This is a genomic window from Rathayibacter caricis DSM 15933, from assembly GCF_003044275.1.
GTDB classification, from domain to species: domain Bacteria; phylum Actinomycetota; class Actinomycetes; order Actinomycetales; family Microbacteriaceae; genus Rathayibacter; species Rathayibacter caricis.
This window is the reverse complement of record NZ_PZPL01000002.1, coordinates 183,239-203,810: the sequence shown is the minus strand read 5'-3', so window position 1 is coordinate 203,810 and position 20,572 is coordinate 183,239. Positions and strand designations below refer to the sequence as shown.

Sequence of the window (20,572 nt, the reverse complement as noted above, 5' to 3'; positions counted from 1 at the left end):
GCCCTTTCTCTGCGGATGTCGGTGGCACGCCGCCACCGAGCGTCATTGAGATGATGATGATGGGTCGACGACAGTGTCAAGAGACTGAAGGCAGCGGTGCGAGTTGGACGAAGGTCGCGGCGGCAGCTGCCGACGCCTCCTCGGCATCTCAGTACGAACGCGACTACCGGGCGCAACTTGACCGCGCGTTCTGATGTCCACTCGGCGTTTCGTGAGGCATGGCCGACCGCTCACCAGAAGGACGCCTCGGGCGAGAGTCGCGGCACGCCCGTATCCGTTGCCTTGTGGAATCGCCTCCGGAATCCTGGAGGCATGTCGGCGCTCATCGAGCGATGGGCGCTCTTGAGCAGTTCCTCGATTCGGGACGACTGACATATGTGAAGCGACGGACGCTAGTGGCCTGCCGAGTCTTCACTGCGTGTCTTGAGTGCTTCGTTCATCGCGATGAAGTCGGGCTTTGTGTTGTCGGTGAGCCACCGGGTGAGGAAGGGTACGGTAACTCCTCGGAAAAACTCTGCCTGGGTGAGGAGGGTGTGACCTGCCGCTGTCGGTTCAAGGGTGAAACTGTGCTCACCGTCGAAGAGCCCGGTGATCAGGAGGGTGCCCTCCCACCGCAGGTGCTCATACCTTCTGACTTCGCGCACCACGGGTTCGAAGACGAGGGCCTCGTCGGTCGCATCGGTGGCGAATCGGAGCGTGCTGCCCGGCTCGAGGGCGCCGGTCATGCCGACAAGCGAGGGGTTCCACTCCGGGTACGCCTCGAAGTCGGTCAAGACGTCCCAAACCACTTCCGGTGGGGCCTCGATCTCGATTGCGGTCTCGATGACGAAGGGGTTGGCGCGTTGCCAGAGCGCCGCGCCAGCGACGATCAGCGCGATGAGCAGGCCGACCAGGAGCGCAGCCCTTCGACGTGCTCGCCGGTGTGCATGCGTTCTGCCGCCTATGCTCTCGGACATGCGTGGAGGCTACGAGTGCGGGGTGAACGCGGCGTGACGCGGCCTCCCCTCGAGTGGCTGTCGAGGGCAGGACGCGCCACGTCGCGCTTCCGGCGCATGCCCGGTCAGTCCTCGGACAGCTCCTCCTGGAGGGCGCGCACTTCGATGCGGCTGCCGAGGGCTCGCGCGGCCTGCTCCGCCCAGGCGGTCGCTGTGGCCTCGTCGTCGGCTTCGATGATCCAGAAACCGCCCACGTACGACGGTGCTGCGACGAAGGGCTCCTCGAGCACTCGGGTCGTCTTCTCCTCGATGTGGACGGTCTTCGCGGTGCTCGGCGGCTGCAGGCCGCCGGCGTAGCGGAAGGCACCGGACTCCTTGAGGGCGGAGTTGAAGGCGTCGACGGCCGTCATCATCTGCTCGAGGAACGCAGGGTCGAGGTCCTGCATCGACTCCATGGTGGGCTCGTCGGCGGTGTCGTGCGGCACGGTCAGGAAGTACTCGGTCATGTCGATTCCCTTTGTTTGATGGTGCGGAGTGTTCAGGAGAGTCGCGGCGAGCGACGCGCCCAGACTTCCGGCACGGCACCAAAGAGCACAGCCTTTCGATCTCGCTCGAAACGCGGATCCCGCGGAACCCGGCTACTGCATGGGTGCCGGGGCAGCGCGTTCAGGAGGCGCCGTTCACGAGCGCTTCTCCGAGCGGAGTCCGGTCGTGGACGACGGAGGAGCCCTCTCGGCGAGAGCTGATGAGGTGTGCCGCGCGGAGGACGCTCAGGTGGTGCGACGCGGTGGAGATCGCGAGGCCCGCGGCCGCCGCGGCTTCCGAGGTGGACAGCGGCGTGTGAAGGCTGAGAAGGATGCGCGCGCGTCCCTCGCCGAGAAGGGCGATCACCGAGCTCGCGGTGTCCGCGGCGGAGCTCGTCCACGACTCCGTCACACCGAGAGCCGGGTAGAACAGGGTCGGGTGGGCTGGGAGCTCGGTCAGCGCCGCGCAGCGGCGGGACATGACCGAGGGTACGAGCACCAGACCGCTTCCTCGGCAGTCGAGCACCTCGTCGTGCCGGGCGAGTTCGACGACGACCGCGTCCGGCTTCCAGTTGATCGCGTCATCGATGGCGTTCACCATCGCACCGATGCCGTCGCTGCTCGTCCGGCGTGATCGGGCAGCGATGTCAGCGCTCAGGATCTGCTGGATCACGGGCCAGTGCGGTGCCAGCACCGCCTCCCACAGCTCCCGCCACGCGTCGCTCACGAGGACGCGGGTGCGCTCCGGGTCGTCTCGAAGCGTGAGGAGCGCGTCACGCTGGGACCCCGTAGCCCGATCGGCCCGCTTGCCGAGATCCACAACCATCGGGCGAAGATCCGCTTCGGTCAATCGCTGATGCTCCTGCTCCGGGGTGAGATCCCATCTCGGCGTCGACGTGAGGAAATCCGGCAGGTACCCGTCGTCACCGATCACGAGCCGCAGAAAATCGAACGCAGCACTCGGCACGCGTCTGCGTGCGCCGCGCAACCACCCCCACTGAAGAGGGTGCGCCTGCGGGGAGGCGAGGACGCGAACCGCATGGCACAACTCGTACCCCGGGGAGACCCCGAACCGGATTGCCGAGACGTCGTCCGACGCCAACCGGAACTCCACCCGCTTTCGACGCACACCGAAAGGCTAACGGCGTAGCCGACGCCCGCTCCATGCTCGAACGAATCGAAGGGAGACGTCATGACCGTCATCATCAACGCCGAGGACATTCGCGTCAGCGATTCCCGGACGCTGCGCTTCGAGGGAATCGCGTTCGGATCCGCCGTCTCCTTCTTTCTCGTCACCAATGACCCCGGACAGGGACCAGGACTGCACCGTCATCCGTACACCGAGACTTGGACCGTCCTCGAAGGCGAGGCGACCATTCGCGTCGGCGCCGAGACGTTCATCGCACTCGCCGGCGACAGCGCAGTCGTCCGCGCCGACGTCTGGCATGCCTTCACGAACACCGGCCCCGGCACCCTCCGTATCGTCTGCATCCACGCCTCGCCCGTGATCATTCAGGAGAACGCCTCCAAGGAGGAGCTCGCGGGGTCCCGGTGACGGAGCCTTCGTCGGTCAGGCCCGGGTGATCTAACTGCAGTCGTAGGCCTGCGGACGCGTCAAACCTGTGGGCGACAACCGGCGTGAGTCGCAATCCAGGGACCCGCAGGTGTGAAGATCACTCTTGAACGAGTCGGCGACCATCCTCGAGTGACTCGCTCCCAAAGGCCCGTCCGCGAGCGGTTGCACCTCGACTTCGCGGTCGGTGATCCAGCGGCGTCGACGGGTAGGTGATACTGGCGGACGAGCTGCGTACTCCGCGAGGAATCCCGACCGACGCGGCTGCACCACACGATCGGGGGCAACGGTCTCGCCTTGCTGCCCGATGGCGAGGTCGTTCATCCCCCAGCGTGAACCTTACGCATTTGCTGTAGCTCAATGCGCTCGTCTCTGAGGCCCTAACAGAGCTGAGGGTCTCTGGATGGTGCCTGCTTCAATTGCGAAGGCTTCGGCGTAGTCGTCGGCAGGCGGGATCTCAGTAATGAGGTCGATGAGAACGCCTGCAGGGTCGGCGAGGATGAAGTGCCGCTGACCGAAAGGCTCGGACCGAATCGCGAGCCGGGGCTCGAGTCCGCCCTCGATGACGAGGCGTTGCCACTCGGCGTCGACGTCGTCGACCTCCATGTTGATGAGCAGCCCGCGCACCGGGTGGCGGAAGCCGTCCGGGATCGTGAGATGGGTGGCATCGACGAAGGCGAGTTCGACGTCCGGGGGGCCAGGCCGGCGAAGGCTCACATACCAATCGGTCGAGAACGTCCGCACGAAGCCGAGGTGCTCAACGTAGAAGGCTGCGGCGTCAGCCACACGGTCGGTCGCGACGACGGGGTACAGGCTCTGCAGTTCCATAACGCTCCTCCATGCACATACCATCGGTATGTTCTGACGGTACGAGGCATACCGCCGGTATGTCAAGATGTGTGAATGCAGCGCAGCGAGCGTGGAGACGCGACACGGCAGTCCCTCATCGCGCACGCGCGCACTCGTTTCGCGCGGCAAGGTTTCGCTGCGGTGTCGTTGTCGCAGATCGTGGCCGACGCCGGGGTGACCAAAGGTGCGCTCTACCACCACTTTGCGAGTAAGAGCGAGCTGTTCGAGGCAGTGCTCGAGCAGGTGCAGTGGGAGGTGGGAGAGCGAGTGGCGGCCGCCGCAGAGGCGGTCGTGGTCCCCGCGGAGGGGTTGTCTGAGCGCGGGTGGCTCGAGCTACTCGCGGGGTGCGAGGCGTTCCTCGACGTGGCCACTGAAGAGGGCACGCGCCAGATCCTGCTCGTTGACGGTCCGGCGGTGGTCGGCTGGTCACGGTGGCGCGATCTGGACGAGGTCAACTCCGCGCGGCATCTCGAGGAAGCGGTGGTCGCTCTTCACATGGCCGGAGCCCTGACGGATGTTGATCCACGGGCTGTCACGCTTTTGCTCTCCGGCGCGTTGAACGAAGCGGCGCTGTGGATCGCGCATTCTGCGGATCGCAAGCGGGACCTCGCAGCCGCGATGACTGCCCTGACCGCCATGCTCGAGGGTGTGCGGCGACCGACGGCGTCATGACCGAAGGCGTGAATCAGATGCTGCGGCGGAGAACGGCCTTGCAGGTGACGTCAGCGACCAGCACGTGACCGCTGGAGTAGTACAGCTTCCTCATACCTTCACACTGCTGAAGCGGCGGCGACGAGACGAGGGGATTGTCAGCGACGACCGCCTTTCTCTAGCGGCGGGGCCGTGCGCGCTCATCCTCGTCGTCGAAGCCGGAGAGCGAGGGCTTCCGAAGCCTCCTAGGTGACCGGGGTCCCTTCTACGTCCACGGCGTTTGTGAGGCGCTCGGTGCAGAGCTGACCGAGCTTGTGGTGTTCGATGGCTCTGCGAGTTCCTCGAGGAGGCCGGCGAGGACTGCGGAGTCCCGTGCACCGAGCAATTCCGCGAGTACTCCTGTCGGGGCGTGGGGACGTCGGGTGAGGATGTCGCGTGCGAGCTCGGTCAGGTCGCTTCCGTCGTGTGCGCTTCTTCAGTCACGAGTGCGAGGGCGACCTCGGCCCTGATCCGACGAGTTGCCCCGATCAACCCCACGGCTCCGACGGCGATCGTCTCGACGATCAGCCCCTCACGCGCTGCCACCCACGCGCGGACATCGGCGGCGCCTCCCGCGTTGGCGTCGAAATGGCTGTCGCTGTTTGCGGAACTCATCGCGTGAACGTGCTCGAGGTGCGGGTCAGCCGATGATGCTGTGCTTGAAGTCGACGCACGGCGTCAGGTCGGCGTCGGGCTGGATCACGGGGCGGTGAGCGAGTGCCGTCATGTGTTGACGGACGCGCACAATTTCAGCCGCGCCATCTGGGAGTTCTTCTACGGGGCGCGAGCTGCACTCGCGCAGCGGCGACAGAGCGCCGCCGATCGGAGGCCGCTTCGCGGCCCGTTCCTGCAATTTTCTTCACCTCTCCGCGGTCTCAACCTATTTCGCTCCATCAGCTACGTGCCACCGATCCCGAACGCGGTCGCTGCGCTCCCTCACATCGCCCGGGATCGGCGTCACTGCGCCGCCTCCACTCAAACGGTTTTCCCCGCCGGAGAGGCAAAGAAAAACGATCAGCCAGAGGGAGACACACCATGAGTCAGCAGCGCGGCACCCGTACCGAGGTCATCACGAGCGAGTACCACGGACCCGGAGCGGACGGGATCAGCCGGACCGCCCGTCAGGTGGTCATCGTCGGCGCCGGTGGCCGTGACCCGGTGACCGAGCAGACCCCGGCCGTGCACCTGGTCACCCGCGAGGGCCGCGCGGGACTTCCCGGGGTGACGTTGCAGCACTTCGAGCCCGTCGACCCGGTGCCCGCGGATCGCGTCGGCTACATGGCCTCCGGCGCCTACGTCGTCGTTCCGGTCGACGTCGCGCGAGCGCTCGACCTGTACCCGGCCGCGTACGCGCTGCACGACCGCAGCGAGACGCCCGCCGACTACCGCGACAACGACTGACCCCCGAGACGAGAAGGAGAACCGACATGCTCACCATCACCCACACCCCCGAAGCCGGAACCCTCATCGAGGGCACCAGCCGCGGCGACGGCAACGCCGAGATCCTGAAGGCGTCCGGCTGGCGCTGGGGCCTCTCCATTGGCGCCTGGTACGTCCCGCAGTCCCGGGACCGCCTGCCGAAGTGGTGGACCATCAACCGTGCCGCGACCGCCCTGCGCGACGCGGGACACGAGGTCATCATCGAGGCCGAAGAGACGTTCCGCCCGGCCATCGAGGCGGAGGCGGCGACCCTCGAGCGCCAGGCTGCCCGGGTCGACGCGCTCGACGCGAAGGCCGACCGCCGCAGCGCGGACGCCGACACCGCCGACGCGGCCGCGCGCCGCGCGTTCGATCGGCTCCCGGAGGGTGGCGAGCCGATCAAGATCGGCCACCACTCCGAGACGCGGCACCGTAACGCGATTGAGAAGGCGCACAACGCGATGGGCCGCAGCGTCGAGGCCGACCGCGAGGCTACCCGCGCCCGCGTCCGCGCGGACGTCGCCGCCCACACCACCGAACACCGCTACGCCCCCGGAATGGTCGCCCGCCGCATCGACCGCCTCGACACCGACATTCGCGCCTGCACGCGGAAGATCGAGGGCAGCTCGCACAACTTCGGCGGCGGCTACATCGGGACGACCGCCCCCGCGACCGGCGCTTACCGGGAGCGACTGCTCACCCAGCGCGCGCAGCTCGAGGACCAGCGCGACTACTGGTCGGACGTCCGCGAGGCGCAGGCCGCCGCGGGACAGGTGACGATCCACAGCCGCGACACGATCGCCAAGGGCGACATGATCAAGCACCGGTTCGGCTGGCACGTCGTGACCCGCGTGAACCCCAAGAGCGTGACCGTCGCGCTCGACTGGAACGACGGAACCCGCCCCTACAAAGTCGCCTACTCCGACATCCAGGGACACCGCACCGCCGCCGAAGTCGACGTCGCCCGCCAGGCCGCGGCCGAGAAGGCAGCCCAGGACACGGCCGCGGCGAGCTGAACGGGAGCGGGCTACCTACCTAGATAGGTAGGTAGCCCTTGAGGGGGCGTCCCCCTCACACTCCCCGGGTGTACCGTTCCGGGGCGCGAGCTGCGCTCGTGCGGCGGCGACGGAGCGCCGCCCGGAGGCCCGGCCGGCGTTGCCGGCCGCTGCTGTTCGCCCGGTGGGCTCACGTTTCTTTGCCGTGAAGCCTCCGGCGGCTCGTCCGCTTCGCTCCCTCGTAGCTACCTCCGGGCTCCGTTCAAGTGGCTGCGCCACCGGCTCCTCCGAGACTTCCGGCACGCGGTCGCTGCGCTCCCTCCCATCGCGCCGAAACTCTCTCCACCCGCCGCCCTGCGGGTTGCACTGCGCCCTCCGGTTGCTCAGGCGGAGAACCGCCTTCTCGGCAAAACAACGAGGGGGAGGGGCAGGGCAGGACCAACCGCCCGGGACCCGCAAGCATCAACGACGAGAGGACTCACCATGACTGACACCGCTACCACCAGACCGCAGGCACCGACCCTCCCGGAGGCGGTCGCCGAGTTCGTGTCCGTGTTCTCCCACGGGGACACCGCCGACGATCTGGCCGTTCGAATGAGCTGCAGTGAGATCGACGCGCTGGCCGGACTCCTGCGAGCATTCGGACGAGACGAGGCCGCGGACCTGTGGATCGCGGAGCACGCGACCGACGACGACGAGGGCGACGCCCACACCCCGGAAGGATCGAAGCGATGACCGAGCAGCAGCAGACCGACGCCGTCGCCACCTACGGGGCCGCCGTCACCGCCTACCTCACGCCCCTCACGCGCATCGACATCGCCAAGGCAGTCGCGCCCCCCCTCGACTGCGAAGAGGTCACCGGGATCGCACATCTGCTCAAGAAGGCCGGTCACCACGAGGCGGCCGACTGGTGGCTCTTCATGCACTCCACACAGGGCAACATCGACGAGTTCGACGACCACGCCGACTACTGGAAGGAGGCGGACCCGTGGCTCTGACCGTCTACTCGAAGCCGTCGTGCGTGCAGTGCACCATGACCTACCGGGTGCTCGAGAAGAAGGGCATCGAGTACACCACCGTCGACATCACGACCAACCCCGCCGCGCTCGCCTACGTCACGGAGGAGTTGGGCTACTCCGCGGCCCCGGTGGTCGTTGCGAGCGACGAGGACCACTGGTCGGGCTTCCGCCCCGACCTCATCGAGAAGCACGCAGCGTGACCGGCCCGGACGCCTCGAGCGACGAGTACCGGGCCGGGTACCTCGCCGGTCGCGCGGACCGTCAGGGCGAGGTCGACTGGTTGGAGAACGAGGCGGATCGGTACTACCGCCTCGCCTACGGCGACGAGCGGCGTCTCCCGAGCGTCGCCGTGACGCGCGCCGAGCTCGAGCAGCGCAGGGCGCTGTCCGAGCCGCCCGTCGAGGTCACCCGGCGCGACGCTCTCGCGTCCTGGGGCATCGAGACGCCCCCCACCGACACCCCCGCGGCCGATGCTGCGAACGAGATCCCGCCGACGTCGACGGGACGACCCACGAACCGAACGAGCAGGAGACGACAGATGAGCACCAGGACGATCACCGGGAACCTCGCCACCGACCCCGAGGCCGTGCAGGCGGGCCGCGTGCAGATCGTGAAGCTGCGCGTGATCGAGAACACGGGAGAGTTCCGCGGAGGGGAGTGGACCGCGCACGAGGCTCCGACGACGCACTTCGTGGAAGCGAAGTTCGAGCTGGGCGAGCACGTGCTCGCCTCTCTCCACAAGGGCGACGGCGTGATTGTCGTGGGTTACGAGCACACTGTCGCCTGGGGTGAGGGAGAGAACCGCCGCACCGGCCGAGTGGTCGAGGCCGACGCGATCGGCCCCAACCTCACCCGCGCGACCGCCGTCGTCACGACGGCCGCGCAGCGCATCCCGCGCCGCAGCGCCGCCCCCGCAGTCGAGTAAGCAGAGAGAGGCGAGGTGCTGCCGGCCTCGAGCAATCAGCCGCGGCGCTCGACCTTGTCGTCCGGTAGCCCGTTCTGGTGCCAACCGATGTTGCCCTCATTCGGGCCGGTGGAACTCTCGTTCCCGCCCGGTGCGGGCCGGGACTCTTCGTACTCAGGCCGGGCCATCTTTGCCTTCCGTGAAGATCCCAAGGGATGTCGTTGAGTCCGGGTCGTCGCCATGGGTGAGGTGCCCCAGCGTGTCGTTCCCGGTGCCGTAGAGCGTTCCTAGATTCGACTCGCTCTCATCATCGTTTGAGCTGTTAGAACCGGCGGTGCTGTCGTCGTAGTCAGGTCGTCCCATTTCAGCTCCCAAGAGTTTCTGCTGCGAAGACGAGCGTCAGGGCAGCTACTGCAAGGGCAAGAGCCGCGAAGCCGACCCATACCCACGTTGCTCGAGCGCGGAGATCGGTCTCGCGTGCGCTCAGCACTGCCGCCTTGTCGCGCACCAGTTGTGTTTCAACCTGCGACGCTGACTGAGTCGAGTCGACGTAGCGATCGACCAGGCGTTGCGCCTCGATGCCAGGCCTCCCGGCGGGACGCAACGCAACGGCCGCGCAGGTGAGTGAAGCGCAAGCTAGAACGAGGGCGAGCACGCCGAAAGCTGCTGCAACCGTCCAGACTTGCGCCGTTGACGCTGCGACGAGGACGCCAGCAGAAACCGCGAGAAACGAAGCTTTCCCGTTGACGCTCGCGGTGCGCTCAGCGGCGTCAGTCCCGAGCCTGTCGAGTTCCTCGTTGATTAGTCGGACTCGAGCAAACTGCGCGCGACCAGCCTCAGCGGCACTCGCTCTCTCGCTGGCTTTGCTCACAAGAGGACAGTACGAGACACCTCTGACAACGCTGGTCAGACGCGCATCCGCACGCCCGAGTTGCCGCAGCTGGGAATGCGCGTCGCGGGCATGCCGGGCCAGCACGGCGTGCCCGCGAGGGGCGACCCCCTCACACTCCCCGACATCCCGTTCCGGGGGCGCGAGCTGCACTCGCGCAGCGGCGACAGAGCGCCGCGAATAGGAGGCCGCGATGCGGCCCATTCCCCGCGTTTTCTTCACCTCTCCGCGGTCTCAACCTATTTCGCTCCAGCGGCTACGTGCCACCGATCCCGGACGCGCCCTGCGGGCTTATTTCGCCCGTGATCGGCGTCACTGCGCCGCCTCCACTCAAACGGTTTTCCCCGCCGGAGAGGCAAAGAAAAACGATCAGCCAGAGGGAGCACCCACACCATGCAGACCACCACCGTTCCGCAGACCACAGCGAAGACCTACCTCACCCTCGCGAACACCCGCGCGGTCAGCGTCCGCGTCGAGGGCACCGACCCGAAGACCACGCCGTCCGTGCTCGTCACCCGCCGCCCTTCGGGGACGTGGGAGGCGTGGCACTCCGACGAGCTGCACGGCTTCACCAGCGGCTCGTTCCGCCTGTGCGTCATGTACGCCCGCCGAGCCGCGATCCGCCGTCACGCCCAGACCGTCACCCGCTGAAAGGACCAGACGATGACCCCCACCGACACAGGCCGCGCCACCGCCGCCCAGCTCGCCCTCATCCTCACCACCCGCCGCGCCGAGTCCGACGAGGACGCCGCCGCCACCGACGCCGAGATCCTCGCGCACGTCCGCAACACGCTCACCCTGCCGGGGGAGGGCACCCCGGGCGGGTTCCCCGTCGCCGACGACGGGACCGACTACGCGGCCGCGCTGATCGCGTTCCTCAGCGCCCCGACCGCGATGTTCGCGCGATGAGCGCCACGGACCTCAACCCGGTTCTGCGGCAGCTGCGCGAATCCGCGGCCCTCCTGCGGAAGCCGCAGGTGCAGGCCGCCGCGGACGGCCTCGGCTAGTCCACTCCGCGGGGACCGGCGGCATGCCTGTCCCCGCCTTCCGGTACGACGCTGGAGAAAGGCTCACCATGACGACCACCACGACTCCCACCGTCGACGTCGACGTGTGGGGGCACACCCCGGCGCTGCGTGACGCGCAAGCGGCCGTCGACGCAGCGACCGCCACCGGCGACCAGGCCGCGGTCGCTGCGGCCGCGCGTGCGCTGATCGTTGCTGCGGCCGCGCACGGCTGGCCCACCGCGACCGCCCTCGTGTTCAAGTACGAGACGACTGGCCCCGTCGCCGGAGTCTGGGGACTCTGGCGACTCCTCGACGCCGACCGGACCGTGCTCCGAGCGTGGGACGGCGACCCCGACCCGATGACCGACGAGTCCGAGGAGGAGTTGGTTGCCCTCGACCTCATCAGCAACCGCCGAGCGACCCAGGAGTACACCGACTTCGGTACCCCCATCGGCTCCACCCTCCTGATGCTCCATACGCTCGCGCTCTGAGCGCGCGTGCGGGCCGACCCGAAACGGGCCGGCTCGCACGAGGGGGAGACCCCCCTCGACCCCCCCCGTCACCCGCGCCGAGCTGCGGTCGGTGTGCTCGGTCTACGTGGCGGTCCCATGCGAGGAGGCCGGTCGAGGTGCCCGCCACACCAGCGCAGCGATTGATGCCACACCGAAAGCGCCGGCGGTGCCGGCGAACAGCGTCAACAGCCAGCCCGGACCGACGACGACTTCTTCCCCGGATTGCCGGATGAACGTGCACTCCAGGCCCAGAGGGAACGGCGTGATCCGTGCCCGCACGCTCCACTCATAATCGACGCCGTTCGACGGCGGCGCCTGCCAGTCGACCAAGCACGTGTACTCCGGATCCCGCGCCTGATAGAGCGCACCGGCGACGGGCACGGCGAACAGGCCAGTCAGCAGAAGAAGCCAGACCACCAGGGCCGCATGGGCCGTACGAGTCATCGACGCCGCGGTCGCGGCCGGTACTTCTTCCCCGCGCGAATGTTCCGGTTCTCGATCACACCCACGACCGCCAGGCCTACGGCCACGGCCACGATCAGGACCCAGCCGAGGACGTTGAACCACTCACCGATGAACGCCGCGTACGTCTGCTCGCCGGCGATCGCGAAGAACATCACCGACGCCCCGAACCACACCATGCCGTTCGCGACCAGAGCGGTTCGCGCCAGAGGAGTGCGGGGAGCGGTCATACCGTCAGCGTCCCACGACCGACGGAGGGCTGTCTTCCCTCCCTCTAAACTCCGGGCATGGTCTCGCCACTCGTCCGCAAGATCGTCAACAAGCACGAGCGCGAGATCCGCCTGATGCAACGCACCCTCTTCACCGACGCCGGAGAGCGGATCACCTCACAGCCCGGCCTCACCGATGCCCAGCTGCACGAGCTCGCACACGCTCGCGCACGGCAACTCCCACGCCTAAGGGGACGATCCCTGACCACGCCGAGGTGTCCGTCCTCATGGACCGCGGGGCCGCCGCAGAACTCGAACCGGACTCCGGCGCCGACCCGACGCTCTCCCTGGTGAGCGTGTCCGTGAAGGGGCTCAACCTCCTCGTCGGCAACTCGGAGATCCTCGAACCCGACGAGTACGCCGCCTGGGCGCAGGCCGTTGTGGGGGAGCAGTGGGCAATTCGCCTTTACGCAGCCGGCGCCCTGTCGGGCAGCAACGACAAGCGGCTCTCCACGTTCTACTTCTACGTCTTCACCGACCACGACGGCCACGCCGTCGACAAACCGGCCGGCTGGTCGCTCCAGCTCGAACCGGTCACCGCGTAAAACCATTCACGGGGCCCCGCATGCCCTGATCTCCCCGTATTCGTAGTCGCGTCACCCTCCGGACAGGACGTCGATCAGCCACAAGAAGGGCGGTACGATCCGCTCCTCGATGAATGGCGCGACGTGCTCCTGGACGTAGGGCCAAACGTAACCTCGAATAATCCCGTGGAGAAATCCCCACGGAATCGGTACTCGTGGTCGGCGTAGCCGCCTGCTATGTCCGCGATGCTTCCCGCGAGGAGTTGAGGTGCTCATTGTGTTCGTTCCTGTCCGCGCCGAACGGTGCTGCTGGCACCCTCGACGTCATGGGTCCACCACCTGACTTGGACGCGTGTCTTCTCAGAGTGACGGTGTGACGCGATTCTGATCCGGGCGCGAAACTCTGACCAGGCGGCCGGATCCGCGTCACTCCGCCGATTAGTGCTCGCGCGAAACTGCTTCGAGAGCGACGAGGCGCGGAGAGCGTCCCGCCAGCAGAAGAGGAGAGGGCCTGCGACTCAGGTGCTGCTCAGCGAGCACCGCGGGTCTGCGGCTCGGGGATCCTAACGGGGCGGAAACCGCGCCGGTTGTCGTCGTCGGTGAGAGCGACTGGCTCCCGCTCAATCGGTCAGGACGGCGCGGGGTTCGTGCAGACGAGCGTGAATATCCAGGCGGGCTACGCGGCCTACGCGACCGACGCGAGGCTGACCGACGCGTCCCATAGAGGACGAGGTTCGGAAGGGTGTCGCTCTTCCGCGCAAATGGCTCCAGGTCGATTCCAGGGCGCAGCCCACGCGATACCTACGGCTGAGGACACATTTTCGGTCGACCCCGTCGATTGAGGGCTTTAGATCGCCGCAGAGAGCCGCGGATGTCGTACTGACGTGGGATAATTTGAGCCGTACACGCAAAGACCCCTGTTGGCACCTGCTGACAGATCAAGGTCAGCGGCCACAGGGGTCGATACGGAATTTCCCGGCAAAGGATTCGTGTCGATCTTAACTCAGGACGCCGGTGGGGACCACCTCTCCACCGGCACTCCCTGGGGGCCGTGCGAGACAGGACCAGTTCACCGTGAACGCATCGACGACCCCTGAACCCACCACCGAGCACACGCCTTCCCTTGTGCACCTGCGTGACTTTGTCCGCGCGCGAGCGAAGGGCCGACGCACTCACGTCGCGCACGACCGCGAGCAGGTCCTCGCAGCTCGAGATGGCAACTTCTTCGCCTTCTTCTACGAGCGTTTCCTCACCGGCGCGATCAACTACATCAACGACGGCTGCCGCGGCTCTGCACTTCACGACGTCATCGAGGCTGCTCCTACGAACAAGCGCGCCAGCTACGAAGCGAATGGCCGCGGCCTGCTCACCTTCCTTGGCGGCGTGAGCGTGCGCTCCGCCCGCCGTCAACAGCGCAACGTCATTGTCATCGATGTGGACGGCACTCAGATGGTGAGCCTGCGCCTCCACCTCATTCTCGAGCTCAACAACGGGGATCGTCTGGCCACCCACGTCTACTTCTCGGAGCAGGCACTCACCCCTTCGGAGATCGCAGTCATGGAGACCTCGATCGCCCTCGCCACGCGGCAGGTGGACAGCGGGGCGATCCCAGCACTTCTGCTTGCTCGTACCGGTGAACTGCGCAGGATCGACACTGGCACTGCCACCGTCGCAGATCGGCGCGACTACCTTCGCTCCGAAGCTGACGCCTACAAGACCGAGTGGGACCGCGGGGCCGAAGCAAGCTGACGACCTTCAGCACCTGCGCGCTCGCGACAGCATCGATCCGTTCAGGGAATCCAGGCAGTCATGGAGCGTGCGCGCAGGCGGCGGCGGCGGCGTTGTAGTTTTTGGCTTCTCTCTGGCCGCGTTTTGATGCCACTACGTGTCGCGCCTAGTCGAGGAGTTCGGTTCGGATCCGAGCGGCGACGGCCTCGCGGAGGGGGCGGACGTTCTCGGCGCTCCAGTCGATCGGGTCGGGGAACTTCCACTTGAAGAACCGGCCCGTCGGAGTCGCGGGGAGGGCGAGGCCCGGCTTCATGGCGACGACGATGTCATTGCCACGGCCGCCCGCGGCCGCGGTATCGATTCGACGCTGCTCGCCGAGCTCATCGCCGCGGCGGACGACGTGGACCTGTCGACGATCCAGGCGAGCATCTTCCCCGAGAACACCGCCAGCCTCACCCTCCACAACCGCGCGGGATTCCGCTGCCTGGACACTCACGAGCGCATTGCGCAGATGACATACGGGCCTGCGGCTGGCCGCTGGCGCGACACAATCCTCATCGAACGGCGGCGCCCCTGATGCCGTGACTCGTCCAGGATCCGCGTGTATTGTGGTCGTCACAACGGGCCGGTTCCCGGAACGTTGCCAGCCTAAGACCCCGCCTCGGTGGGGTCTTAGTTTTTTAAGGCGTCCAGATCCAGTCGTGCCATGTTGACGCGGTGACCAGTCGGCTCAACCGCGCCATCGTCGCCGCGGACTTTGGGTGCGTCTCCGTCACCGTTTGTCGGCGCCGATGCAGGTAGACCGCGAGGTCGGCCGCCTGCACCCCGGCGGCGTTCCTCGAGGATGCAAACTGGATCGGGGATGAAATCAGGTCAAGGCGGCTCGTCAGGTAGCCCGGCGTGCCCAAGGACCGGTAGCTCTCGAACTGCCGTCGGTGTTCCTCCTGCGTCGCGATCTCGTCGGCGACGACGATCACCTCCTCGGTATCGGAGGAGAAGACGTCACGGCGGTACTCGTTCACCCGCTCGAGCAGGTGCTGCAGCACGATCTTGTGCGGCTGCTCCGGGTAGCGGTACCGAGCGTTCAGACGCTTCACATCCACCCCGCGAAACAGGTAGCGGACCTCGGCCTCCTGTGCGACCCGCAGAGCGGCCGCGTAGATGCCCGCCGCCTCACGATGCTTCCCGCGTAGGGGAGCCCACTCGCCGGCGCCGCCCATCAGCTCGTGCCCGTGGAACTCGACATTCGCCGGCAGCCCGTGCTCCGCGGCGATCTGCTCCCGGAGAGCGGCATAGCCGTGCTCGAGCTGCTCCCACTTCTCCTGCGTCGTCACGGCAGCGCCGATAAGTAGAAGTCCTGGGTGTAGGACTCGTCCACGTAAGCGATCAGCATCCGGTCATCATGTCAGCGACCTCCGCCACCATCCGCGGTCGGACACCCCCGGCCCTCTCCGATGGTCCCCGTCTCGCTCCGACGCCGAGAGCGAGCCACACGGCCGACCGATGCTCGGGGTGCCTAGCGTCCACCCCGACGACATCTCGCGAACAATCGTTCGCGGGACGCCAAGGTCGCCAGCGTCGTCCAGGTGCCCTTCGACCCGTTCAACCAGTCTCTTCAGCTCGGCGTGCTTCCGACCCATTGGAAATGACTTCTGTAGGCTTGCGGCAGTGGAGCATGATTAGTCGGTAGAGGTCATGACTATCAGGCTGGACCAGTTGGACACACGCAACCGCGTCGAGACGCTCTACACGATCAGCGCCGCAGCCCGCCGCGTTCAGCGCCGCCGCGCCACCGTCCGGGCCTGGATTCAACAGGGCCTCCTGCCGTTCGAGGTGATCGAAGGCGACCACGCGAAGTATGTCAAGGAGGCCGACCTCCTCGCCGTCTATCGCCAGACGTTGACAGCACGACGTCTGCGCCCGCGCGATGACGCCGGTCGCTTCGTGGCCCGGATTTAAGCGCAATCGCCCACCGCGCCTCGTGTCCCTCCCGCTCGCCATCGATCGGTACCGGGGAGTGCTGGGTGTCTTCTTCCGAACACGGCCAAACCCGCCACATCGCCGAGCTACGCTTGTCGCTAGTGGCCTAAGACTCGGAACCCCGCATCTGGACAACCGCCGACGATTGGACGATGGTCCCTCGTTCGCCGGACCGTGACGCGCACGATCTCTACACTCTGAGTGCCGCAGCAAAACGGATTCGGAAGCGCCGCGCAACCATCCGCTCATGGATTCAGCAGGGTCTCCTCGACTACTACCAGCGCGAGGGCGACCACACGAAGTACGTGAAGCTCGGCGAACTCCAGGCCGTCTACCGGAATCGCCTCACCGCGCCGCGCGACGACGACGGCCGATTCACGCCCTGGATTTGACCAACTCCATACCGTCCACCCCAAAATCTAAAGTGGGGATTGCGGCATGCGCTCCGGCAACTCGTCCTCTTTTCGTTCGCCGCACCGGATCCTTGACTTTGCTCAGACGCAAATTTTGTAAGCTCGCGCTAGGCCGCGAACTGGCTCAAGACCCCCGAAGGCATCGGTTCTTGTGCTCCGGCCGATCGACCCTGCAAACTAGAACCGCCTGCTACACGTGCGCCACGACCAGCCGAACGGCTGGTCTTCTGTGTTAACGGACAACGCACGGAGCGGCTCCGACGCTTCACCGAAACCCGCCGGCCTCGAGCCGGCTTTTTTCATGCCCGGCCCGGATCTGAGCAGCACCAGCTCTCCTGGCCCCCTCCTCATCTGACTACGCGCTTGGTTGCTAGTAGTCAGTGGACCGAGCCGACCGGCTCGGCGTCAAATTGACGCGCTCGCGCGTCCCCCGCGGAGAGGTTCGTTATGGCGATCCTGCTTCCAGAGTTCCCGGAGGAGGTGACCTTCCTGTCCGCTCTCGCGGAGCAGCTCCCCGAGCTGTTCGCGATCGCCGTCTTCGCCCCGCTCGTCTACATCGTCGTGCTCGGCAAGAACGGCAAGCCCGCAGAGCGCATTAGGAAGATCGCCAAGGCCCTCCGCCGCCCGCCCCAGGCGCAGCGGACTCGAAAAAGCGCACCTCCTTCGCGGAGGGGAGAGCTCTGTCTTCGACTGTCTCGATATCCATTAGCTTTCTGAGACAGTCCCTAAGCGCCCGTTCCGAGGTCGGCGTCGGCTGGAACTGCGGAGGTCTCGCCGTCTCAAGAACTTGTCTCGCAGTACTTTGTCGCATCAGGGTGCCCGGAGGGGGTTTCCGAGGCAGAATGTGCTCGTGAGGGTTCTCGGTTATACGCGTGTGAGTACGTCGAGTCAGGATGCGCAGTTGCAGGTCGACGCGCTCGTCGCGGCCGGCGTGCAGAAGCGCGACGTGTTCGCGGACGTCACGTCCGGGAGCAAGACCGCGATAGAGCGGCGCGGGATGAAGAAGCTCCTCGAGTACGCCGAGGACGGGGACACCGTCGTCGTCTGGCGAGTCGACCGTCTCGGCCGATCACTGATCGACGTTCTCAACACGGTGAACCTGTTGCGTGAGAGAGGGGTGCAGGTCCGGTCGATCTCGGACGGCATCGACCCGTCGACGTCGACGGGCCGGTTGATGTTGAACATGCTCGCCACGCTCGCGGAGTACGAGCGGGAGCTCATCATCGAACGCGTCAACGCCGGAATCGCGGCCGCTCGTGCAAGCGGTACCCGCTTCGGCCGACCGCTGTCGGACCCAGCGGTGGTCGCGGACAAGCTCGCGATCGCCGCGGACGCGCGAGCGCGCGGCCGTACTGCGGAAGATGCCGCCCGTCTCGTCGGGTGGAGTCGTGCGTCGCTCTATCGCCACCAGGCGGACGCGGCTCGGCGTGCAGCTTCGGAGGAGCAAGCCACCTCCCAGTAGAGAGGTGATCCAGCCCGGCATCGACGTCGAGCTTCCGCAGACCGCACCTCTATCCGTTGAGCGCAGGGTTTACCCTCACATCAGCTTCGTGGCTCATGCTGGTGGTAGGGGTCAACCACATGGCCCCGCTGGCCTGCCGCTTCTAGTCTCGTGCTCGCGTGAGGGAGAGACCTGGTGAATGCGAGAGTGAAGGTGAACGAGGACCTCTTTGAGCTGGCGGCGGGCACGGATCTGGACTGGCTCAAGCGGGTCTTCCTTGCAGCGCTGCGGGACGCTCCGGCCTTCGTGGCTTTCCGCACCGCGGGGGGAGCGGAGGTATCAGTGCTGATCGCTCCCTCGACGCCGGTCGTCCTCGAGGAGAACGAGGACCCGCTCATCGATTTTGCTCCTGTTGAACTTCTTGACTGGAACGACGACTCGATGACGTGGGGCTACGAATAGCCGCGTTGGGTTGTCACACTTTCCTGCTCGTCAGTCCAGGGAAGGCAAGCTGCGTCGGCGATCGAGAATGTCACGCGCGAGCTGAGCGACATCGAGGCCCTGCTCCCGCGCTTCACGGTCAAGGACAACCAGGGCGTCGTCGGGAGAGATGTGCAGCCCCGCGCCGACGAACCCGGCGGCCTGATGCAGCAGGGCGTTGTGCTCTGTCAAGCGCGCGGAGGTGATCGCGGGTTCCGCCGTGGGGACAGGACGGTCGTCGTCGTGGTCTTGTGCGGTCATCAGAACTCGTCGTAGTGGAACGCGTGCTGCTCGTCGTCGAGGACGGGCTGCGAGACGGTGCGGCGGTTGCTGCGGATCCGGGAGCGGATGTCGTCGACGGCACGGATGACGGCCTCCGTCGTCGCGTGCTTGTCCTCGACGTCGAGCTGAACCGGCACGGCGACGAGCTCGCTGCTCGCGTCGAGCGTCATCTTCGCCTCGACCAGGTGCCCTTCGTCGGTGAAGGCGGGCACCGTCACGACCTCGGAGTGCTGCTGGCGGTCGATTGCGGTGACGAGATCGAGGAGCGCGTCGCCTACGGCGTCGGTGGTCAGGATGCTCTTCGAGGCGTAGGTCAGCTGCTGCACTTCTTCAGTGTCACCACGGCGGGCGGGTGCCCGCACGGGGCTTGCGACGCTGCGCGAACAGAAGGTACCTGTGAGCGCGGTCGGGCGCTCGTCAGGGAGGGCGTCCGTCCACTCCGGTGTCGCCTGGTCAGCACTGCGGCGCCCGTCGGTCACGCCGGCATGCACGTCGCCGACGGGAACCCGCACCGATGCCAGCGCACCAGGACGGTGCGGCGGCCTCTCGTGAGTTCCGATTCGGGTTCAGAACTCCACGTGTCTGCAAACTAGACCTTCCGATACGCGGAGGGAAGAGCGCGAAGGAGCCCGATCGGCACATCGGCTTGATCTATGAAGCGGCGAGTCACCGCGCGGATCTGCCGCTGTGGGTTGGCGGGCCTTTCTACCCGGTGAAGGTCTAGCGTCAGTGGCATCCCGACTTCGGATCTCATGATCGGTCTGCCTTCAGGGCGGACCTGGTCCCGCGGAGCTTTCCGCGCCAGATGCGTTCGCGCACCGCTCGAGAGAGAAAAGGGACAAGGCTCATGGGCGTACTGATCTTCGGTGCCTGGCGGCGTCGGATCGAGTTCGATGACCGGACGCTGTCGCACGTGCAGACCGCGATCCGCACCCGGATGACGCTAGGCGCGCCGTTCCGATTGGCGTGGAGGACTCGTCAGGAGGCGGAGTACCGCTCCTACGCGATCCTCGTCCACCCCAACACTCCGCTCGAGTACCGGTTCGACGACCCGCAACTCGTCGTCCTCAACCGGCTGTGGCTGCGGGAGCTTCTCAGCCCGGCGCTCGGCCGGGACATGGTCGTCATCGACGAACCCGGACGCCCCCGCCGGTCGAACGACGACGATCGCATCGGCTAGTCGCAGGCAACTCGGATGTCCCGCCAGCGAACGCGCCGGAGCTTGCCGGGGGATCGTGCCTCAGCACCGACGGTCGTTGCGGCCACCGATCACTGCGCAACGGAGACGCCGCGTGAGTCATGGAGACGGGTTTGGGCTCATGCGGGGTCGTAGCCGCCCTCCTCGTCCCACTGGTCCAGACCCTCACGAACGGGGACCAGCGCGACCCGGGCGGGGCGCCGCCAGGTCGAGGTCCCGGCATCGGCCCAGGCCGTGGCCGAGCGGGGATCGGCGTCATAGGAGGCCCAGAAGCGTGCATGACGAGCGGCTTCCTCGAGGAGATCATTCGCGTCGTCCGTGATGGGGTGGTGCGCCTTGGAGTCGGAGGCGGTCAGCGATGCGGAGGGGCTGATGGGCGGGGTGTGGACACCCGTCGCGGTGCTGATGAGGACGGTCATGCTCGGACCATACGCCTCCCCGAGGAGCGCGAACGAGAATAGCCGATACTGCTTCCGCTC

32 protein-coding genes are annotated in these 20,572 nt (G+C 66.8%); 20 read left to right on the top strand and 12 right to left on the bottom strand.

Annotation, left to right across the window (positions count from 1 at the left end; all coding sequences use genetic code 11):
- Window positions 1-392: 392 nt before the first annotated feature.
- The 3 genes from C1I63_RS19065 to C1I63_RS19055 all read right to left on the bottom strand — a co-directional run bounded on the left by C1I63_RS19065 (window position 393) and on the right by C1I63_RS19055 (window position 2,393).
- Window positions 393-956, bottom strand: coding sequence for an SRPBCC domain-containing protein (locus C1I63_RS19065; RefSeq protein ID WP_107576132.1), 564 nt, complete (start codon window positions 954-956; stop codon window positions 393-395).
- A gap of 104 nt (window positions 957-1,060) precedes the next feature.
- Window positions 1,061-1,441 (bottom strand): YciI family protein, encoded by a 381-nt coding sequence (locus tag C1I63_RS19060; protein WP_107576131.1) that lies wholly within the window; start codon window positions 1,439-1,441, stop codon window positions 1,061-1,063.
- A 160-nt stretch (window positions 1,442-1,601) separates the two neighbouring features.
- Complete coding sequence (locus C1I63_RS19055; RefSeq protein ID WP_280523139.1) at window positions 1,602-2,393, bottom strand: ArsR/SmtB family transcription factor; 792 nt, start codon at window positions 2,391-2,393, stop codon at window positions 1,602-1,604.
- A 258-nt stretch (window positions 2,394-2,651) separates the two neighbouring features.
- Between C1I63_RS19055 and C1I63_RS19050 the strand changes: the two genes are divergently transcribed.
- Window positions 2,652-3,014 carry a cupin domain-containing protein gene (locus C1I63_RS19050; RefSeq protein WP_107576129.1) on the top strand — a complete coding sequence of 121 codons (363 nt, stop codon included), beginning with the start codon at window positions 2,652-2,654 and terminating at the stop codon, window positions 3,012-3,014.
- Window positions 3,015-3,389: 375 nt separating this feature from the next.
- On the opposite strand, the gene C1I63_RS19045 is transcribed toward C1I63_RS19050, so the two are convergent.
- Window positions 3,390-3,860, bottom strand: coding sequence for a VOC family protein (locus tag C1I63_RS19045; protein ID WP_211315696.1), 471 nt, complete (start codon window positions 3,858-3,860; stop codon window positions 3,390-3,392).
- Window positions 3,861-3,935: 75 nt separating this feature from the next.
- Between C1I63_RS19045 and C1I63_RS19040 the strand changes: the two genes are divergently transcribed.
- Entirely contained in the window at window positions 3,936-4,553 is a 618-nt protein-coding gene (locus C1I63_RS19040) for a TetR/AcrR family transcriptional regulator (RefSeq protein WP_107576128.1), read from the top strand.
- A 426-nt stretch (window positions 4,554-4,979) separates the two neighbouring features.
- On the opposite strand, the gene C1I63_RS19035 is transcribed toward C1I63_RS19040, so the two are convergent.
- Window positions 4,980-5,186, bottom strand: a complete 207-nt coding sequence (locus tag C1I63_RS19035; protein ID WP_107576127.1) for a hypothetical protein — start codon at window positions 5,184-5,186, stop codon at window positions 4,980-4,982.
- Between the two features lie 420 nt (window positions 5,187-5,606).
- Here C1I63_RS19035 and C1I63_RS19030 point away from each other — a divergent pair, with 420 nt between their 5' ends.
- From C1I63_RS19030 to C1I63_RS19005, 6 genes are all read left to right on the top strand, one after another.
- Entirely contained in the window at window positions 5,607-5,972 is a 366-nt protein-coding gene (locus C1I63_RS19030) for a hypothetical protein (protein WP_107576126.1), read from the top strand.
- Window positions 5,973-5,998: 26 nt separating this feature from the next.
- Window positions 5,999-7,006, top strand: coding sequence for a DUF3560 domain-containing protein (locus C1I63_RS19025; protein WP_107576125.1), 1,008 nt, complete (start codon window positions 5,999-6,001; stop codon window positions 7,004-7,006).
- A 462-nt stretch (window positions 7,007-7,468) separates the two neighbouring features.
- Window positions 7,469-7,720: a hypothetical protein gene (locus C1I63_RS19020; RefSeq protein ID WP_107576124.1), complete on the top strand. Its 252-nt coding sequence runs from the start codon at window positions 7,469-7,471 to the stop codon at window positions 7,718-7,720.
- A complete protein-coding gene (locus tag C1I63_RS19015) occupies window positions 7,717-7,983 on the top strand; it encodes a hypothetical protein (protein ID WP_107576123.1) in 267 nt (88 codons plus the stop codon). The genes C1I63_RS19020 and C1I63_RS19015 overlap by 4 nt, the downstream gene beginning before the upstream one ends.
- A complete protein-coding gene (nrdH, locus tag C1I63_RS19010) occupies window positions 7,974-8,204 on the top strand; it encodes a glutaredoxin-like protein NrdH (RefSeq protein ID WP_107576092.1) in 231 nt (76 codons plus the stop codon). The genes C1I63_RS19015 and nrdH overlap by 10 nt, the downstream gene beginning before the upstream one ends.
- The gene (locus C1I63_RS19005) at window positions 8,201-8,929 is read left to right on the top strand and encodes a single-stranded DNA-binding protein (RefSeq protein WP_107576122.1); all 729 of its coding nucleotides are present in this window, start codon (window positions 8,201-8,203) and stop codon (window positions 8,927-8,929) included. The genes nrdH and C1I63_RS19005 overlap by 4 nt, the downstream gene beginning before the upstream one ends.
- A 343-nt stretch (window positions 8,930-9,272) precedes the next feature.
- Here the strand turns inward: C1I63_RS19005 and C1I63_RS19560 are convergent, their stop codons facing one another.
- A complete protein-coding gene (locus C1I63_RS19560) occupies window positions 9,273-9,779 on the bottom strand; it encodes a hypothetical protein (RefSeq protein WP_146168506.1) in 507 nt (168 codons plus the stop codon).
- A 411-nt stretch (window positions 9,780-10,190) separates the two neighbouring features.
- Between C1I63_RS19560 and C1I63_RS19000 the strand changes: the two genes are divergently transcribed.
- From C1I63_RS19000 to C1I63_RS18990, 3 genes are all read left to right on the top strand, one after another.
- Window positions 10,191-10,448: a hypothetical protein gene (locus C1I63_RS19000; protein ID WP_107576121.1), complete on the top strand. Its 258-nt coding sequence runs from the start codon at window positions 10,191-10,193 to the stop codon at window positions 10,446-10,448.
- Between the two features lie 12 nt (window positions 10,449-10,460).
- Window positions 10,461-10,706: a hypothetical protein gene (locus C1I63_RS18995; protein WP_107576120.1), complete on the top strand. Its 246-nt coding sequence runs from the start codon at window positions 10,461-10,463 to the stop codon at window positions 10,704-10,706.
- Between the two features lie 166 nt (window positions 10,707-10,872).
- Entirely contained in the window at window positions 10,873-11,295 is a 423-nt protein-coding gene (locus tag C1I63_RS18990; protein ID WP_107576119.1) for a hypothetical protein, read from the top strand.
- A gap of 102 nt (window positions 11,296-11,397) precedes the next feature.
- On the opposite strand, the gene C1I63_RS18985 is transcribed toward C1I63_RS18990, so the two are convergent.
- Window positions 11,398-11,733 (bottom strand): hypothetical protein, encoded by a 336-nt coding sequence (locus C1I63_RS18985; RefSeq protein ID WP_107576118.1) that lies wholly within the window; start codon window positions 11,731-11,733, stop codon window positions 11,398-11,400.
- A 23-nt stretch (window positions 11,734-11,756) separates the two neighbouring features.
- The gene (locus C1I63_RS18980) at window positions 11,757-12,008 is read right to left on the bottom strand and encodes a hypothetical protein (protein WP_107576117.1); all 252 of its coding nucleotides are present in this window, start codon (window positions 12,006-12,008) and stop codon (window positions 11,757-11,759) included.
- A gap of 266 nt (window positions 12,009-12,274) precedes the next feature.
- Between C1I63_RS18980 and C1I63_RS18975 the strand changes: the two genes are divergently transcribed.
- The 3 genes from C1I63_RS18975 to C1I63_RS20220 all read left to right on the top strand — a co-directional run bounded on the left by C1I63_RS18975 (window position 12,275) and on the right by C1I63_RS20220 (window position 14,876).
- A complete protein-coding gene (locus C1I63_RS18975) occupies window positions 12,275-12,592 on the top strand; it encodes a hypothetical protein (RefSeq protein ID WP_211315695.1) in 318 nt (105 codons plus the stop codon).
- Between the two features lie 1,053 nt (window positions 12,593-13,645).
- Window positions 13,646-14,320, top strand: a complete 675-nt coding sequence (locus C1I63_RS18970) for a hypothetical protein (RefSeq protein WP_146168504.1) — start codon at window positions 13,646-13,648, stop codon at window positions 14,318-14,320.
- A 136-nt stretch (window positions 14,321-14,456) separates the two neighbouring features.
- A complete protein-coding gene (locus C1I63_RS20220) occupies window positions 14,457-14,876 on the top strand; it encodes a GNAT family N-acetyltransferase (RefSeq protein WP_236553710.1) in 420 nt (139 codons plus the stop codon).
- A gap of 103 nt (window positions 14,877-14,979) precedes the next feature.
- Here C1I63_RS20220 and C1I63_RS18960 read toward each other — a convergent pair whose 3' ends face one another.
- The gene (locus C1I63_RS18960; RefSeq protein ID WP_107576114.1) at window positions 14,980-15,633 is read right to left on the bottom strand and encodes a DUF3800 domain-containing protein; all 654 of its coding nucleotides are present in this window, start codon (window positions 15,631-15,633) and stop codon (window positions 14,980-14,982) included.
- 361 nt (window positions 15,634-15,994) lie between these two features.
- On the opposite strand from C1I63_RS18960, the gene C1I63_RS18955 reads away from it, so the two are divergent.
- From C1I63_RS18955 to C1I63_RS18935, 5 genes are all read left to right on the top strand, one after another.
- The gene (locus C1I63_RS18955; RefSeq protein WP_107576113.1) at window positions 15,995-16,258 is read left to right on the top strand and encodes a MerR family transcriptional regulator; all 264 of its coding nucleotides are present in this window, start codon (window positions 15,995-15,997) and stop codon (window positions 16,256-16,258) included.
- A gap of 173 nt (window positions 16,259-16,431) precedes the next feature.
- Window positions 16,432-16,671, top strand: coding sequence for a hypothetical protein (locus C1I63_RS18950; RefSeq protein ID WP_107576112.1), 240 nt, complete (start codon window positions 16,432-16,434; stop codon window positions 16,669-16,671).
- A gap of 468 nt (window positions 16,672-17,139) precedes the next feature.
- Window positions 17,140-17,409, top strand: coding sequence for a hypothetical protein (locus tag C1I63_RS18945; RefSeq protein ID WP_107576111.1), 270 nt, complete (start codon window positions 17,140-17,142; stop codon window positions 17,407-17,409).
- A 133-nt stretch (window positions 17,410-17,542) separates the two neighbouring features.
- Window positions 17,543-18,154: a recombinase family protein gene (locus tag C1I63_RS18940; protein ID WP_107576194.1), complete on the top strand. Its 612-nt coding sequence runs from the start codon at window positions 17,543-17,545 to the stop codon at window positions 18,152-18,154.
- A gap of 186 nt (window positions 18,155-18,340) precedes the next feature.
- Window positions 18,341-18,595: a hypothetical protein gene (locus tag C1I63_RS18935; protein WP_107576110.1), complete on the top strand. Its 255-nt coding sequence runs from the start codon at window positions 18,341-18,343 to the stop codon at window positions 18,593-18,595.
- Between the two features lie 30 nt (window positions 18,596-18,625).
- On the opposite strand, the gene C1I63_RS18930 is transcribed toward C1I63_RS18935, so the two are convergent.
- Window positions 18,626-18,874: a hypothetical protein gene (locus C1I63_RS18930; protein ID WP_107576109.1), complete on the bottom strand. Its 249-nt coding sequence runs from the start codon at window positions 18,872-18,874 to the stop codon at window positions 18,626-18,628.
- Entirely contained in the window at window positions 18,874-19,221 is a 348-nt protein-coding gene (locus C1I63_RS18925; protein ID WP_107576108.1) for a hypothetical protein, read from the bottom strand. The genes C1I63_RS18930 and C1I63_RS18925 overlap by 1 nt, the downstream gene beginning before the upstream one ends.
- A 521-nt stretch (window positions 19,222-19,742) precedes the next feature.
- Between C1I63_RS18925 and C1I63_RS18920 the strand changes: the two genes are divergently transcribed.
- On the top strand, window positions 19,743-20,075 hold the full coding sequence (locus C1I63_RS18920; protein ID WP_107576107.1) for a DUF7882 family protein: 333 nt from the start codon (window positions 19,743-19,745) through the stop codon (window positions 20,073-20,075).
- Window positions 20,076-20,212: 137 nt separating this feature from the next.
- Here the strand turns inward: C1I63_RS18920 and C1I63_RS18915 are convergent, their stop codons facing one another.
- Window positions 20,213-20,512, bottom strand: coding sequence for a hypothetical protein (locus C1I63_RS18915; protein ID WP_146168502.1), 300 nt, complete (start codon window positions 20,510-20,512; stop codon window positions 20,213-20,215).
- Between the last annotated feature and the right edge of the window lie 60 nt (window positions 20,513-20,572).

Excerpts from the sequence above, each read along its gene's own strand:
- C1I63_RS19035 (WP_107576127.1), bottom strand. The coding sequence starts at position 5,186 with ATGAGTTCCGCAAACAGCGACAGCCATTTCGACGCCAACGCGGGAGGC.
- C1I63_RS19050 (WP_107576129.1), top strand. The coding sequence starts at position 2,652 with ATGACCGTCATCATCAACGCCGAGGACATTCGCGTCAGCGATTCCCGG.
- C1I63_RS18990 (WP_107576119.1), top strand. The coding sequence starts at position 10,873 with ATGACGACCACCACGACTCCCACCGTCGACGTCGACGTGTGGGGGCAC.
- C1I63_RS18915 (WP_146168502.1), bottom strand. The coding sequence starts at position 20,512 with ATGACCGTCCTCATCAGCACCGCGACGGGTGTCCACACCCCGCCCATC.
- C1I63_RS19000 (WP_107576121.1), top strand. The coding sequence starts at position 10,191 with ATGCAGACCACCACCGTTCCGCAGACCACAGCGAAGACCTACCTCACC.
- C1I63_RS18995 (WP_107576120.1), top strand. The coding sequence starts at position 10,461 with ATGACCCCCACCGACACAGGCCGCGCCACCGCCGCCCAGCTCGCCCTC.
- C1I63_RS18930 (WP_107576109.1), bottom strand. The coding sequence starts at position 18,874 with ATGACCGCACAAGACCACGACGACGACCGTCCTGTCCCCACGGCGGAA.
- C1I63_RS18920 (WP_107576107.1), top strand. The coding sequence starts at position 19,743 with ATGGGCGTACTGATCTTCGGTGCCTGGCGGCGTCGGATCGAGTTCGAT.
- C1I63_RS19025 (WP_107576125.1), top strand. The coding sequence starts at position 5,999 with ATGCTCACCATCACCCACACCCCCGAAGCCGGAACCCTCATCGAGGGC.
- C1I63_RS19065 (WP_107576132.1), bottom strand. The coding sequence starts at position 956 with ATGTCCGAGAGCATAGGCGGCAGAACGCATGCACACCGGCGAGCACGT.
- C1I63_RS18975 (WP_211315695.1), top strand. The coding sequence starts at position 12,275 with ATGGACCGCGGGGCCGCCGCAGAACTCGAACCGGACTCCGGCGCCGAC.
- C1I63_RS19045 (WP_211315696.1), bottom strand. The coding sequence starts at position 3,860 with ATGGAACTGCAGAGCCTGTACCCCGTCGTCGCGACCGACCGTGTGGCT.
- C1I63_RS19030 (WP_107576126.1), top strand. The coding sequence starts at position 5,607 with ATGAGTCAGCAGCGCGGCACCCGTACCGAGGTCATCACGAGCGAGTAC.
- C1I63_RS19015 (WP_107576123.1), top strand. The coding sequence starts at position 7,717 with ATGACCGAGCAGCAGCAGACCGACGCCGTCGCCACCTACGGGGCCGCC.
- C1I63_RS18950 (WP_107576112.1), top strand. The coding sequence starts at position 16,432 with ATGGTCCCTCGTTCGCCGGACCGTGACGCGCACGATCTCTACACTCTG.
- C1I63_RS19020 (WP_107576124.1), top strand. The coding sequence starts at position 7,469 with ATGACTGACACCGCTACCACCAGACCGCAGGCACCGACCCTCCCGGAG.
- C1I63_RS18955 (WP_107576113.1), top strand. The coding sequence starts at position 15,995 with ATGACTATCAGGCTGGACCAGTTGGACACACGCAACCGCGTCGAGACG.
- C1I63_RS18945 (WP_107576111.1), top strand. The coding sequence starts at position 17,140 with ATGGCGATCCTGCTTCCAGAGTTCCCGGAGGAGGTGACCTTCCTGTCC.
- C1I63_RS19040 (WP_107576128.1), top strand. The coding sequence starts at position 3,936 with ATGCAGCGCAGCGAGCGTGGAGACGCGACACGGCAGTCCCTCATCGCG.
- C1I63_RS19060 (WP_107576131.1), bottom strand. The coding sequence starts at position 1,441 with ATGACCGAGTACTTCCTGACCGTGCCGCACGACACCGCCGACGAGCCC.
- C1I63_RS18980 (WP_107576117.1), bottom strand. The coding sequence starts at position 12,008 with ATGACCGCTCCCCGCACTCCTCTGGCGCGAACCGCTCTGGTCGCGAAC.